The sequence below is a fragment of the Kitasatospora sp. NPDC096128 genome (assembly GCF_040303105.1).
Classification (GTDB): Bacteria; Actinomycetota; Actinomycetes; order Streptomycetales; family Streptomycetaceae; genus Kitasatospora.
This window is the reverse complement of the sequence record NZ_JBEOSP010000020.1, coordinates 24,062-36,864: the sequence shown is the minus strand read 5'-3', so window position 1 is coordinate 36,864 and position 12,803 is coordinate 24,062. Positions and strand designations below refer to the sequence as shown.

General features: G+C 74.5%; 12 protein-coding genes. 6 read left to right on the top strand and 6 right to left on the bottom strand.

Features of this window, described 5'->3' with window-relative positions:
- Window positions 1-215 precede the first annotated feature (215 nt).
- Window positions 216-1,688, top strand: coding sequence for a hypothetical protein (locus ABTY61_RS22660; RefSeq protein WP_350506849.1), 1,473 nt, complete (start codon window positions 216-218; stop codon window positions 1,686-1,688).
- 46 nt (window positions 1,689-1,734) lie between these two features.
- Here the strand turns inward: ABTY61_RS22660 and ABTY61_RS22655 are convergent, their stop codons facing one another.
- Together ABTY61_RS22655 and ABTY61_RS22650 are read right to left on the bottom strand one after the other, a co-directional pair.
- Window positions 1,735-1,992: a helix-turn-helix transcriptional regulator gene (locus ABTY61_RS22655; protein WP_350506848.1), complete on the bottom strand. Its 258-nt coding sequence runs from the start codon at window positions 1,990-1,992 to the stop codon at window positions 1,735-1,737.
- A gap of 342 nt (window positions 1,993-2,334) precedes the next feature.
- Entirely contained in the window at window positions 2,335-2,727 is a 393-nt protein-coding gene (locus ABTY61_RS22650) for a hypothetical protein (RefSeq protein WP_350506847.1), read from the bottom strand.
- A 263-nt stretch (window positions 2,728-2,990) separates the two neighbouring features.
- Between ABTY61_RS22650 and ABTY61_RS22645 the strand changes: the two genes are divergently transcribed.
- From ABTY61_RS22645 to ABTY61_RS22630, 4 genes are all read left to right on the top strand, one after another.
- Window positions 2,991-4,934, top strand: coding sequence for a helix-turn-helix domain-containing protein (locus tag ABTY61_RS22645; RefSeq protein ID WP_350506846.1), 1,944 nt, complete (start codon window positions 2,991-2,993; stop codon window positions 4,932-4,934).
- 242 nt (window positions 4,935-5,176) lie between these two features.
- A complete protein-coding gene (locus ABTY61_RS22640; RefSeq protein WP_350506845.1) occupies window positions 5,177-5,725 on the top strand; it encodes a hypothetical protein in 549 nt (182 codons plus the stop codon).
- Between the two features lie 177 nt (window positions 5,726-5,902).
- Window positions 5,903-6,706 (top strand): hypothetical protein, encoded by an 804-nt coding sequence (locus tag ABTY61_RS22635; protein ID WP_350506844.1) that lies wholly within the window; start codon window positions 5,903-5,905, stop codon window positions 6,704-6,706.
- Window positions 6,707-6,921: 215 nt separating this feature from the next.
- A complete protein-coding gene (locus tag ABTY61_RS22630; protein ID WP_350506843.1) occupies window positions 6,922-7,206 on the top strand; it encodes a DUF3027 domain-containing protein in 285 nt (94 codons plus the stop codon).
- A 259-nt stretch (window positions 7,207-7,465) separates the two neighbouring features.
- Here the strand turns inward: ABTY61_RS22630 and ABTY61_RS22625 are convergent, their stop codons facing one another.
- Both ABTY61_RS22625 and ABTY61_RS22620 read right to left on the bottom strand, forming a co-directional pair.
- The gene (locus ABTY61_RS22625; protein WP_350506842.1) at window positions 7,466-8,743 is read right to left on the bottom strand and encodes a tetratricopeptide repeat protein; all 1,278 of its coding nucleotides are present in this window, start codon (window positions 8,741-8,743) and stop codon (window positions 7,466-7,468) included.
- Between the two features lie 544 nt (window positions 8,744-9,287).
- Window positions 9,288-9,887 carry a hypothetical protein gene (locus tag ABTY61_RS22620; protein ID WP_350506841.1) on the bottom strand — a complete coding sequence of 200 codons (600 nt, stop codon included), beginning with the start codon at window positions 9,885-9,887 and terminating at the stop codon, window positions 9,288-9,290.
- A 326-nt stretch (window positions 9,888-10,213) separates the two neighbouring features.
- On the opposite strand from ABTY61_RS22620, the gene ABTY61_RS22615 reads away from it, so the two are divergent.
- A complete protein-coding gene (locus ABTY61_RS22615) occupies window positions 10,214-11,209 on the top strand; it encodes a hypothetical protein (protein ID WP_350506840.1) in 996 nt (331 codons plus the stop codon).
- Between the two features lie 209 nt (window positions 11,210-11,418).
- Here ABTY61_RS22615 and ABTY61_RS22610 read toward each other — a convergent pair whose 3' ends face one another.
- Together ABTY61_RS22610 and ABTY61_RS22605 are read right to left on the bottom strand one after the other, a co-directional pair.
- Window positions 11,419-12,255, bottom strand: a complete 837-nt coding sequence (locus ABTY61_RS22610; RefSeq protein WP_350506839.1) for a hypothetical protein — start codon at window positions 12,253-12,255, stop codon at window positions 11,419-11,421.
- A gap of 100 nt (window positions 12,256-12,355) precedes the next feature.
- A complete protein-coding gene (locus tag ABTY61_RS22605) occupies window positions 12,356-12,577 on the bottom strand; it encodes a hypothetical protein (protein WP_350506838.1) in 222 nt (73 codons plus the stop codon).
- Between the last annotated feature and the right edge of the window lie 226 nt (window positions 12,578-12,803).

Genomic DNA, 12,803 nt, shown 5'->3' with positions numbered 1-12,803 from the left:
CGCGGGGCTGAACCCGCACCGGGGCCGGGACGGTGGGGGCGCAGGAGCGGGGGAGGAGCGCGGGTGAGGCATCCGGTGGAGCGGGGCCGCCCCGCGCGGCGGCGCCACCCCGCCCGTGCCGGCGGGGTGCGGTGCTGATGCCCGCGCCCGGCCGCCCGGTCCCGGCGCCGGAGCCTCGCGCCAGTTACGGCCCCGGCCGGGCAGCCTGGCTGCTCGTGCCCGAGAGCGAGCGCCAGCTCGGCCCCGACCAGCTCGGCGCACCCCTGCGGGAAGCCGAACAGGGCGGCGCCGACGTCACGGCCTCCTGGCAGTGCGGCAGCACCCTCTACACCCTCATCCGCCACCGTGAGAGCGCCCATCTGTACGCCGTGCGCTCCTCGGGCAGCCTCACCGCCCTCGCGTTGGACGCCCCCACCGACCGGGCCGAGGCGGCCTGGCGGATGCTCACCTGCGCCCAGGCCCCGCAGGAACCCCTGGCCCAGCTCGCCCTGGAGGACCTGGTGGCCGCCGCTTTGGCCCAGCGCGGCGCGCTGGACGAGCTCGACGCGATGGAACGCGCCCGCTACCGGGACGGCCGGGCGTTCGTGGACTTCGCACGTGCCAGCGGCGTCCTGCCCGAGGCCGAGGCCGAGCGCCTGGCACGGGACGCGGAGCCCGACCCGGTGCTCCTGGACGCCGTGGAACGGGAGATGGCCGGCCACGCGGACGACCTGCTCGCCCGCTGGGCCCACGGCCCCTGGTTCGGCCTCCTGTCCGCCCGCATGACGCGCCTGGCCCAGCCCCGCCCGGACCGTGGGGGGCTGGAGCAGTGGTGGGACCCGCCGCCGGAACCCTCTGGCGGACGGGACGGCGGCGCCCACGCGTGCTCAGCGCGGTGCGAGGACCTCGACTGGCGTGGTGAGCGCCCGCACGCCCACCGCGGTACCGCTGAGCTGCACGCCCAGCTGGCCGCGGCCGAGCGCAGCGCGGTGCGGGCCGCCGGGCGGCTTGCCGCGGTCCGGGTCCTCGAGGCCCGGGCGCTGCGGCACGAAGCGCTCCACGAGGACGGGCCGGCCTCGGCGCGGCTGCGCGCACGCGCAGCGCACTTGGCCCAGGCGGCTGCCGCGATGGCCGCCGCGGTGCGGGTACAGCGTGGCCGCAACCGGGACCTCGGGCGTCGGCGGGAGCATCTGGCGTACGCGCGGGAGCTGGCCCGCCGCACGGGCCGTCCCGCCTGGTGGTGGTGGCCGCGGCTGAGTTCGGCGCGGGCGGGCCGGGCCGCCTGCCGGGCCAGGCGGCGCGTCCGCCCGGGAGAGGCCGGGACGGCGTGCGAACGCAGCGAGTGCGCCGCGGGCCGGGTGCGCGCCCTCATGGCCGGCGCCCGGGCCCGGGCGCCGTGGTCGGCGGACCCGCTGGGCGACTGGGAGCGGCTCCTGAAGGACCTGCCGCGCCTGCGGGAGGAGGCGGTGGCCGCCGACCTGCTGGCCGTGGCCGGGCGCGTGAGGCGCCTGGAGCGGGAGGCGCGGGCGTGGCAGAGCCTGACCGCCTGGTCCTGGTGGTGGTGGCACGGCGTGGACCACGAGCTGGCGATCCGCCACCACAGCGGCACCGGGCCCGCGGTGGCGCCGCCGCCGGTGGACCTGCCCCTGCAGGACGCGGTCCTGGACCTCTACCGGCGCATCGAGTTCCGGCCGGGGGCGGGGGCCTAGCGTGCGGCGGTGCCACCGCCCCGCAGCCGCTGTGGTGCGGGGGCGCTCAGGCGGCGGGCAGGGCTTCGAGCAGGTCGCGCATGCGGTCCTGCTCGTCCTGGCTCATCCGCAGCACCTCGGCCACCCGGGTCAGCAGGACGGGGTTGGGCTTGCGCACCCGTCCGCGTTCGAGCGCGCCGTAGTGGCGGCCCGAAACCCCCACCGTGACCGCCACCTGCTCCTGGGAGGCACCGATGCGGTCACGGCACGCCACCATGAAGTCGCGGAGCGTATCGGGTGCCGGCGGCGCGGTGATGACGGACATGGCGGGGCCTCCTTCGTGAGCTGCGGGACCGCCCGGGCCGCGGCCGGGACGTCGCCGCCCGGCCACCGGCCCCGCGTCCTACGCGCCGGGCGGTGCACTCTGAACGAAATCAGAGATCGCCGGATGGCGGTATTGCACGAGAGCACCACGGACACCGCGCAAAGCTCACCCGGCGCACACCGGCGCACAGCGCACCCGTCGGCGCGCACCGGGCGCGCGGCCCGCGGGAGAAGGCCGCAGCGGCCCGGTACAGCCCTCCGCCCCCTGGGACGGGGCCCGGCCCGGACCGGGCGGGGTCGCCAGCCGGACCGCGGCCCGCCGGGACGAGTACCGCAACCCCGCCTACGAAACCTCGAGGAACCGTTCGAGCGCCGCGACCCTGTCGGGCGGCATGTCGGCCAGCCGCAGTGCGATCCGGCGCACGTCCGGGCGGTCCAGCGCAGTCTTGATCTCCCGGTACTGCGCCGGGTCGTCCCCCGCGCAGTCGGGGAAGAAGAAGTCCGGGGTGACCCCGCCCCAGCGGGCCAGGAGGCTGAGCGTCTCCATGGTCGGGTTGACGGTCAGCCCGGTGCGCAGCCGGTACAGGGTGTTCTCGTTCATCCTGCCGCCGGTACTGGCGATGGCGGTGGCCACCTCGGCGTCGGAGGCCGGCCGGCCCCCGGCGGGAGAGTTGGCCCGGCGCAGGCTCTCGATCCGCTGGGCCAGGGTTGTCCCAGGGGTGTCCTCACTGTTCACGGCTGCGCCCCCTTCGACGATCGCCTGCCATCCGGTGGAGCTTTGGTGGAAGTCGCAGCAGCCGGCGCTGCCTGTGTGCGGGGCCGTCTACCGTATGGCCAACGTTCAACCGTATGGTCAGCGTTCAACCAGTTTTCTATGATCACAGCCCGCAGTTCTCTGAATCCGCTCAGACTGGCCGGGGGGCCAGCAGTCCGACCGGTAGGGGCGCTGCGCAGGCAGTGCCCCGGCCACGGGGCATCCGTACCCCGGGGGAGGTCAGGTTGCCCACGCTGCGATTCGCGACCAGTCTGCCTTACGTCAGGCTGGCTTTTGTAGAGGAAGCCGCCGCCACAGACGCTGATCAGCCACTCGAAGGCGTCCACGCCCTGGCCCTGGGCGACGAGGTGGACGACTCCGGCACCCGCCACCGGTTGGTGGTGGTCCAGGACCAAGATCCCCGGCTGGGGGAGCGCGCGCAGCTGAACCGGCTAATGACGGCCCTCAGGCGCTCAGGCGCCGCGGGCGCGGCCGTCGCCCTGCCGCCGGGCGCCCTGCCGCCGCCCGCCGTGCGCGCCGCGGCGCGACAGCACGGGGTGCCGCTGCTGTCCATCAGCGACGACCCCGCCCACTGGCTGACGCTCCACAACACGCTCACCGCACAGCACCACGATCGCGCGATGCGCACCGCCGAACTCCACCAGCGGCTCCTCGAACAGGCCCACCACCTCGGCCGACCAGACGGAACCCAGCGCATGGTCGCCTGGCTCGCCTCCTTCACCGATGCGTACGTCGCCGTCCTCGGAGCAGCCGGCCCGGCCACGGCCTGCGCCCCGGCGCCGGCCCCGGACGTGCTGGCGCCCGCCCGGGAGACGATCGAGGACCTCGCCCGCACCGGCCGTGGAGCCGCCGCCGTGGACGCCGACGGTCTCCAGATCCGCCTCTTCGCGATCGGCCCCCGCACCGCTGGCGATCCCGGCCCCGCCCACGTGCTGGCCGTCGCCGCCCCCGCCCACGCCTTCACGCCCGAGACCAGCACCGCCACCGCGCGCATCCTCGACCTGCTGGCCCTGCAGGCCAGTATCGAAGCCGCCGCCAGCGAACGGCGCCGCCTCAGGCGCGGGGAGGCAGGCGTACGCCAGGCCGTCCTGCAATTGCTGATGACGGGCCATGTGACCGATGCTCAGCGCACCGTCGAAGGTCTGTCCCCAGGAGTCCTCGACACCGACGAGTGCCGCGTCTTCATCCTCAGGACCCGGCACGCCGACCGCACCGCCGTCATCCAGGACTGCCAGGACGCCGTCGCCGGAAGCGCACTCGTCAGCGCCTGCCCCGCCTTCCCCGACCAGGTGATCATCGTCGTCCCGCACGGCGGCACCGAACAACAGGTCGTCGACGGCCTCACCGCCGTCACCAGAAAGGCCCCCAACCGCTACCTCGGCGGCAGCGGCACTCGCCAGCTGGCCGAGACCGACGAGGCCTACATCGACGCCAGCCGAGCCCTGATCGTCGCCGAGCGCGTCGCCGAGCGCGTCCACCTCTACGCGGCCGAGGCCCAGCTCTCCCACATCCTCGACACCCGCGCCGACGCGTGGGCCCGCGCCTACCTCGCACCCCTGCTGAACCTGCCGGGCAAGCGCCGCGAACCCCTCCTGGCGACCCTGCCCGTCGGTCTCCACTTCACCCCCGCCGCAGCCGCCAGGATCCTGGGAAACACCCACCGCAACACCACCCACCGCAACACGGTCGCCCGCCGGCTCAAGGAAGCGGGGAAGATCCTCGGCATCGACCTGCAGGACATCCGCCAGCGCTCCGCGCTCGCTCTGGCCCTCGAACTGCGGGCCCGCGCCGAGCGCCTGCCCGAGGAACCCGCCGAGCCCGCAGGACTCGAGGAGATCCTGCGCGCCGACGAAGTGCGCCAGTGGGCCGAGCGGCTACTCCACCCGCTGCGCACCGACCGCCGGCCGCTGACCGCCACGCTGACGGCCTGGGTCAGGGCCAACACTGCGATCGAGGCCACCGCCGAGGCCCTGGGTGTCAACCCGGCCACGGTCCGCTCACACCTGCGGGCCGCCGAGCGCCTGCTGCAGCGCCGCCTGGTCACGGGTACCTCATTCGACCTGGACGCCGGGCCCGACACGGACGCGGAGGCCGTGTCCGGGGTGGTCGGCGCGCACGACGTCGTCCTGGCACTGTCGATCACCAGCGGAGCGGATGGCCGGATCTGATCGGCCCATGCCAGCACGGGGGCGGGGTCCAGCCGTTCCGGCACGCACGGCTGCCGCACGGACGCCCACCGTAGCGCCGTGGTGCGCTCATGCATGCCACCGCGGCCGTGATGGTGCGCTCGTTCAGTTCCCGTGGTGCTCATGACCGGCTTACGGTCTCTAAACCGCACGTCACAGGGCACGTGCGGAACCGGGGGGACACCATGAGACCTGATTGCGTCACCGTCATAGGCACCGGATCCGTGGCACGAAGCGTCGCCGACCGTCTGGCCGACGCCGGCTTCACGACCAGCGCACCGCCCACCGGCGCTCAGCCGCCGGCCACGGGCACCCACGTGCTCGTGACCGCGTTCGCCGCCGCGGAACCGAGCCCGGCCATCCACGACGAGACCCGCCGCGTCATCGCCGCGATGGCACCGGGAAGCTGGTGGCTCGACATGACCCACTACCCGCTCACCGGCGACGACCTGTGGGTGCTGCCGCAGGACCTCGCCCGCGTGAGACGCATCCGGGTCCCCGTCACCGACGTGCGCGGAGTCCTCGTCGCCAGCCCCCCCACCGTCCTGGACCTGCGCAGCCGGGAGGTGTGCGACGCCATCCTGGCCATCGCCGACCTCGTCCTGCCCACGCAGCGCCCCGAGGTCCCCATCGCCTCTCTCGAGCTCGGCCTGGCCGAGCCGCCGCCGCGCCCCCATCACCTGCAGCCGCTCCCCGCCCGCCGCACCGCCCGCCCGCCGGCACCGGTCGGCCAGGCCTGCAGCCAGAGACGGCCGGGCCTGCGCCTGGCATGAGCGGCGGCGGTCCGTTGCGCAGGAGGGGAGCGCAGCCGGACCGCCCCACCGCCATCCCAAGTCCGCCGTACCACCCGCGCGGGCACCGGCCACGGCCGCGCCCCGGCCCGGCCCGGGGCGCGGCCGAGGACGGCCCCGGCCGCCCAAGGCCCGCCGAACCGAAGGAACACGCCCCGAGTGAGCTTCATCCGGTTCCAGGACGCATCCGGCTGCGCGACCCTGCCCGGCCATCCGCGCCCCCACCTTCTCGGCCTGGTCCACGAATCGGTCGCCGACACCCTCGCCCGCGGCAGGGTCCCCGGCCACATCGGCACCCGCCTGTACGGGCTGCTGCCCGCCACGAACCGCCTTCGGCAACGGCCCGCCCCCGACCCGTCCGGGCGGGGCATCGGCGGCTGGCTCACGGACTACACTCGCGAGCTGCACAACGGCTCCGGCCGGCCGGTGGTCGAGTACCGAGGGCGGCTGCTGTCCACCTGGTCTCTGCTGCTGAACAGCGCGATCGCACGCGGCGGCGACCCGGTGCGCCTGGCCGCCCGCCTCCACGGTCAGTGCGAGCTCCACTGCTGGGTGGGCGGTGCCCACCGCTCGTGGCTGGCCGGCATCGTGGAGGTGGGACTGCTCACCGAGGCCTACCCGCCGGCGGTCGGCTGGGAGGACGTCGCCGCCTTCCTGCGTCGGCGAGACGACGCCCCCGTCGTCGTCTCCTACAACCGCGCGTTCCCCCACCTCTGGGACTGCGGCTACGCCGGAGCCCCGGACCCGGACCGCGCGGTGCAGCAATGGCGGGCGCTGCCGCCTCAGCAGCGCTGGGAAGCCGGGACACGCGCACTGGGCACGCGGGTAGCGGAGGGCCTGGAGATCAGCCCCGCCCGTTGGACTTCCTACCGGTTCGGGCACGGGCTGTGCGTCGGCGACCTCCTCGCCACCGACTGGGAGCAGCGCCTGGACCGCGCGCTCGGCCTCCAGCCCGCAAACTGACCGCCCGGCCGCCGGCCACCGCCGACCCGGTCCCCGCACACCGGAGTGCCGTGACCCGTCCGGACCCGCCTCGTCAACGGCCGTCCACAAGCGCTGAACCGCGGCACCGACGTAGTGCCGTATCAGAGAACCTTCGCCCCGTTTCTCGGTGAGAGGATCATGGGCAAGCTCCGGGGCTGACCCCTCGGATCAAACAGGGCGGGAAGGAATCGATAGTGGCCGCTGGTGTGCCCTGGACGGGTGACGATCAAGATCACAACGACCGGTGCCATGCGCGCTGGCTCGTGTCGTTGAACCGCTCGACAGCCCAGGCCGACTACCGGGACGAGTGGTATGACGCCCAGTGCGGAGGATGCTGCTTCTGGATCGCGTTGAGCGGGCAACTCGGCCAGGACCACGGGGCGTGCACCAACCCCGGCTCGTCATTCGACGGGCGGGTGCGGTTCGAGCACGACGGCTGCGAGAGCTTCGTCGACCGCGCCGACGGCTCGTTCGGGTAGCGGCCGGTCAGGCGACATTGGCTCTGGCCACGACCCTGCGGAGGCGTTCGTCGGCTGCGTTCTTGTTCCGCACCCGCACCGGCTCGACGGCGCGGTCCCGGTCGCGGACGCGGTCGGCGTGGACGGCGGTCGTCCGCGAGCGGGCCGCGGGCCGCGGGCGGCGGTGCGGGAGTCGGGCCGCATTGCGTCGCTCGCTCTCGTCATGCCCTGCGGCCGCCCGATGCGGCCCCTGACGCCCCGACCGGTCCCGCCGCCCGTGTCACAGGTCGCGCCACAGGCCGACCAGGGCGCCGAGCCCGGGCAGCGGCGGGTGCGCGAACTGCCCGTACAGCACGGGGTCGAACCGGTCCGACCCGTCCCGCACCGCCAGAGCCTGCTCCAGGCATCGCCGGGCCTGCTCGCTCTCACCCAGCGCGGCCAGGGCCAGCGCCCGTGTCTCGCCCGTCCCGAACGGGTGGGAGTAGACGTCCGGCGACCCGGCGCGCCCGCTCATCGCGACGGCGGCCGCGAAGCGCCGCCTCGCCAGCGCCGGGTCGTGGACCCGCTCCAGGGCGCCGAGCAGGAGCAGCGCGCGTGCGGCACTTCGCGTCCTTCCCAGCAGGCGCACCGCCAGGCTCAGCTCCTCGTGGGCCTGGCCCCGGCGTCCCGACACCAGGTGGATCCAGCCCCACAGCCCGTGCGCCTGACCGTCCAAGGGATCCCTGCGCAGCAGGCACGCGAGATGGGCCTCGGCCTCCCGCAGCCGGCCGACCCGCACCAGCAGCCAGGCCAGGTTCCACCGGCACACACGCACCCCGGGGCCCAGGGCCACAGCCCGGCGCAGCGCCTGCTCGGCGCCGTACAGGCGCCCGCGCCCGATCAGAGCCCAGCCCAGCGCGTTGAGCGTCCACGGCGTCGCGTTCTCCCCGACGGCCCGCTCGGCGGTCCGCACCGCCTCCCGCCACTCCTGCGCCTCGCCGAGCGCGTGGCACAGCACCTCGGCACACCGCTCCCAGCCGGGGGCCAGCCCGTACGCACGCCCGGCCGCCCGCCGCGCCCCGGCGTAGTCCCCCGTGTCCAGCAGCACCTCGGCCAGGACCGCCTGCCCCCAGGCCGAGTCCGGCCACACCGCCACCGCGGCCCGGGCGTGCACCACGGCCGCCGCCGTCCCCCGGCGCCGCGCCTGCAGCGCCTCGGCCAGGACAAGCCGGCCGAGCGCACTGCCGGTGTCACGCGCCACGGCCGCCCGGCCTGCGGCACCGGCCTCCTCCATCCGTCCCTGCCACAGCAGCACATAGCCCAGCTCGGCCCGCGTGGGTGCGCACCACGGGCGCAGCTCGACCGCCCGGACCAGCTGCTCGTGCGCCTGTGCCCAACAGGACAGGGACACGAGCGCACGGCCCAGGTCCAGGCGGATGTCCCCGTCGTCGGGCGCGAGCTCGCACGCCTCGGCCAGGACACCGGCCGCCTCCTGCCAGCACTGCGCCCCCATCAGCTCACAGCCCAGCTCCCACCGGACCCCGGCGTCGTACGGCCAGGCGTGAGCCAGACCCTGCAAGTTGGCGATCCGCAGCTCGCGATCGTCCTGCGTATCCGAATCGGGCCACTGCTCATCCGCATCGGAACTCATGTTCGCCAAGGCCGCCTCACCCGGGTCGCGGCAACCGCTGAACCGGGTGCCCGGTAGTCAGTTCCCATGGCGAGGCTGTCCTGTTGCAAGACGCCTGCCCGGTGGTTCCCGCTGGGCGGGAACGGAAGCCGCGATGGCGGTGCGGCCGTCCGCGGGACGGATTCGCCCTGACAGTCCGCGCGGACGGCTTCCGTGTGGGGTGGGTGAGGCGACCTCGGCCGGCCGGGGTCGGCCGCGCCCGAAGGCAGCAGCGCCCGCTTCCCCCTTTCACTGGCTCGCTGCGCCCGCGGGAGTCAGGGCGGCCCGCCGATAGGACGGTGAGCTCATCCGCTTTCGGGACGTAGTCTCCTCGGCCTGGTCCGCGCCTCGTTTCGCACGTCCTCACCCAGCCTGTAGCCGGGTGAGGGCATGCGAAACGAGGCGCGCCCCTTTGCCCGCGTGCGGGACGTGCGAGGGGCAACCCCCGTGCTGGTCACGTGACAGGGCCTGCGCCGCGGTGTGGCCTGGTCCGGGGGTGCTGGCTCTGGGCCTGCGGACGGGTGCCCGGTACGGGGCGTGCGGGACGCTGTGCGGCACTGGGAGGCGGCGGGGTGATGCGGGCGATCGCTCCCGCCAGGGAGGTGGTCCAGTTCCCGGCGCTCCCGGCCGCGAGTTCGTCGATTGCGTGCTGGACGGTCAGGGTGAGATGCCGTACGGCGGCAGCGTCGGCGCCGGGGAACGGCGCGGGCGGGTGGGCGAGGACGGCGGCGACCGGTGCGGTGGCGGGGCGGTCGTCGATGTGCGGTGCGGCCTGCAGGACGGCGTGGGCCAATCCGTAGAGCAGCACCGGCTCAAGAGGGTGTTCGCGGTCGTGGGCGAGCTCGGCCGCGATGCCGGTGAACTGCCCGCTCTCCTCCGTGTTCCAGGGCCGGGTGGCTTCGCGCTGGTAGGCCTGCACCGCCCCGCTCGGCTGCTGCCAGGTCCGTGTGATCCGGCCGTTCTCCTCACCGGTCCGGGTAGCGGTGTTGTGGTGGAGCAGGTGACCGCTGCGGTCCGCGATGAACGCGGCCTCGCTGCGGTAGACGCCGCTCACCTGGGCACAACCCGCCCAACCACCGCAGTGAGGAAGCCGCAAACCACAGACCCGGGGGCACACCGAGTAGAGGGACCGGGCGTCGGACCGCAGATCCCGTCGGCCACGAGCGTTAGCACACCGAGCTGGCGCCTGTCCTACTTCGGATGCTTTCGGGCGTGCCGGCGCCGCGTTCTGGCATAGCTGGACATCCCAGCCCCCGGGCGCCCTCGCGCCAGAAGGAAGGACCACCGGTGCCGAAGCCCACGCCCATGACCGAACGCCACTGTGCCGCGTCCAGCCACAGGACGGCACAGCACACCGAACACCCGCAAGCGGTCAGGCAGATGCTCACCCTGGCACACTGGGTCGGCGAGGGGCGGCAGCTGACTCCCACCGGCCGGCTTCGCCGCGCCGATGCACGGGACCTGCTCGAGCTGCTGGCCACCGACGGCACACAGACCAGTGCCCAACCCGCCGCACACCCGCGAGAACCGCAGCACCTGCTCGCCTGGGCACACCGCATCGACCTCCTCCACACCGCCAGCCCCAGACTGCGCCGCGGCCCCGCCGCGGCCCGCCTGGTCGAGAATCCCGACGCCCTGCGCAAGGCGCTGTTCGCCACCGTGCCCCGCCTCCAGGACATCCGCCAGGGGTGGCACCTCGCGCGCTCCAACTTCGAGGGAGCGCCCGACCTCAGCGCCGGCCTGGTCGCTCTGTGGCGCCGCCTGCGCACCGGCCCCCTCACCGAGGCACAAGCCGCCCAGACGGTCTGGGACGAACTCACAGGCCCCTACCAACTGGAACAACGCCCAACCCCGCTCCCGGCCTCCTGGAAGCCACACCTGGCCTCCTGGAAGTCGATGGTGGCCAACGACGTGGCCGCCGCGCTGCGCCTCTACGCGGCCGTGGGCGCCGTCCGGATCGAGGGCGGCCGCGTCGAGCTGACCTCCTACGGACGCGAGCGCGAGCTGTCCGTCGTACGCGACAACGACTTCGACCCGCGCAAGCTGGGCGAGGCCTTCATCCACGAGAACGTGGCCTCCCAGACCTTCCACCCCAGCGGAGAAACCACCACCGAGCTCGCGGCCGCCGTGTGGACACTGGCCCACCGCGGCTACAGCGGCTCGGGCCGACTGGACATCTGGACCTACCCCAGCCGCAAGCACGCCCTGAAGGCCGGAGCGGACCTGGCCATGGCCTGCGGAATGGACGAACACGAGCAAGCTCGGTCGCTGTACCAAGCAGGCCGCTACGACGAACTGCTGGCCCTGTACGAGAGCCACCACCCCCAGACGCACCTCCTGCGAGTCCAGTCCAGCCTCCTGCAGACCGAGTCGTAGCGGCGCGGGCCCTCGGCTCAGCTCGAGCGGGACCCGCCCCGCTACTGCCGAGCCGCCGCCCGGCCCGCCGCCGCGTCGGCGTTGTGCAGGTGCCCGTCCAGGTCACCTCGGCCGGCGGCCCGCTTGGTCCGGCCGCCGACTGCGCCGGTCGGTGCCGGGGCCGCCCGTCCGCCGTGCCCGGCGGTAGGGCGGACGTGTCGTCATGCCGGTCACGACTGCCTGGGGTCGGTGGTGTCGTCGCCGTTCGCTCCGCTCAGGTTCTCGACCACCCGCAGGTCAAGCTCGGCGGCGACGAGGTTCAGGTATTCCCACTGGTCTAGGCCGAGGCCGAGCGCGGGATCGTCGGCAACGCGCAGCAGGGCGGCGGCCGCGATGCCGCCTCCGGCGGCGGCGAGCGCGTTGTGCAGCGCCTGGGCGCGCGCACGCTCGTCCTCGTCGCCTTGGTAGTGCAGGGCGATCTCGAAAGACTCGGCGACGCTGTCGAAGACCCCCCGGTAGGCGAGGCGGTCGAGCGGATCGGTGTGGTCGCAGCCGAGGGTCTTGGGCCGCTGGGTGGGGCGGGCACGGGCGGCGCCGGCGGCGGTGGCGCTCCGGCCGGCCTCGGTGGCGGCGGCCAGCTCGCCGGCGAGCGCGACACAGGACGGGAGAGCGGCGGCGAGCGCGCAGACGGCGATCAGCGGCACCCGCTCGCCAGGATGGAGTACGGGCAGGGTGCCGGTGGTGTGCGAGGCACCGAGCAGCACGTCCGCCGCCAGGGTGTAGCGCAGCTCCTCGGCCAGCAGGCTGTCGCCGCCGGGGACGACCTCACGACTGCTCGCCCGGACGATCGCCCCGGCCGCCCTCTCCAATGCCTGGGCGTGGTCCTCCTCGGCCTGGCGGCCGGCCAGCTCGCGCACCCACCGGGCGGCCGCCTCGCCCGCGTCGGCGGCCCGATGCAGCGCCGCCGACGCGGGCGCGGGCAGCACCTGGCCCTCGCCGTCGGTGGCCAGGGTCTCGTCTCGGGTGCCGGTGTGCAGCACTGGCGTGGTCCGCGCAGAGGTCGTCATGCCGATGCAACCGGCGCGGCGCCAGGTCGGTCACGGGTGGCAGCGGGTGCGGCAAGAGCCATCTGGGGACGCTCAGGAGCTGTAGGACACGCACGGCACGTCAGCCGTGGTCGTACCCGGCACTCTGGGCGACGCCCGCTGTGAAGTCCGTGCTCGCCGGCTTCCGTTGCGCCTTCCGCCGTTCCTGCCGGTTCACCGGCGACCCGCCCGGGCCGCTGCCCGAGACCAGGTACACCGACGTCGTCTTCGACACCTCCCGGCGCCCAGGCCGCGCGACCCGCTCCCCGGCCACCCGCACCCACATCTCCTCGCGCGATCCCATGCACGCCTCCAGTTACCGCTGTTGCTGTCGCTGTGGTCAACGAACCCGCCTTGGCCCGGGTCACCCGTCAGCGGACACGACCGCCTGCCTCCAACCCGCCGCTATCGGGGGCGAACGGACCAGCGCAGCCGCCCAGTACCTCCCCGTCACAGAGTTCGCCGACCGCGGCGGCCGCCGAACCCTTCGGCCGCCCAGGACACCAGGAGCCCGCCACCCATCAGGGAGG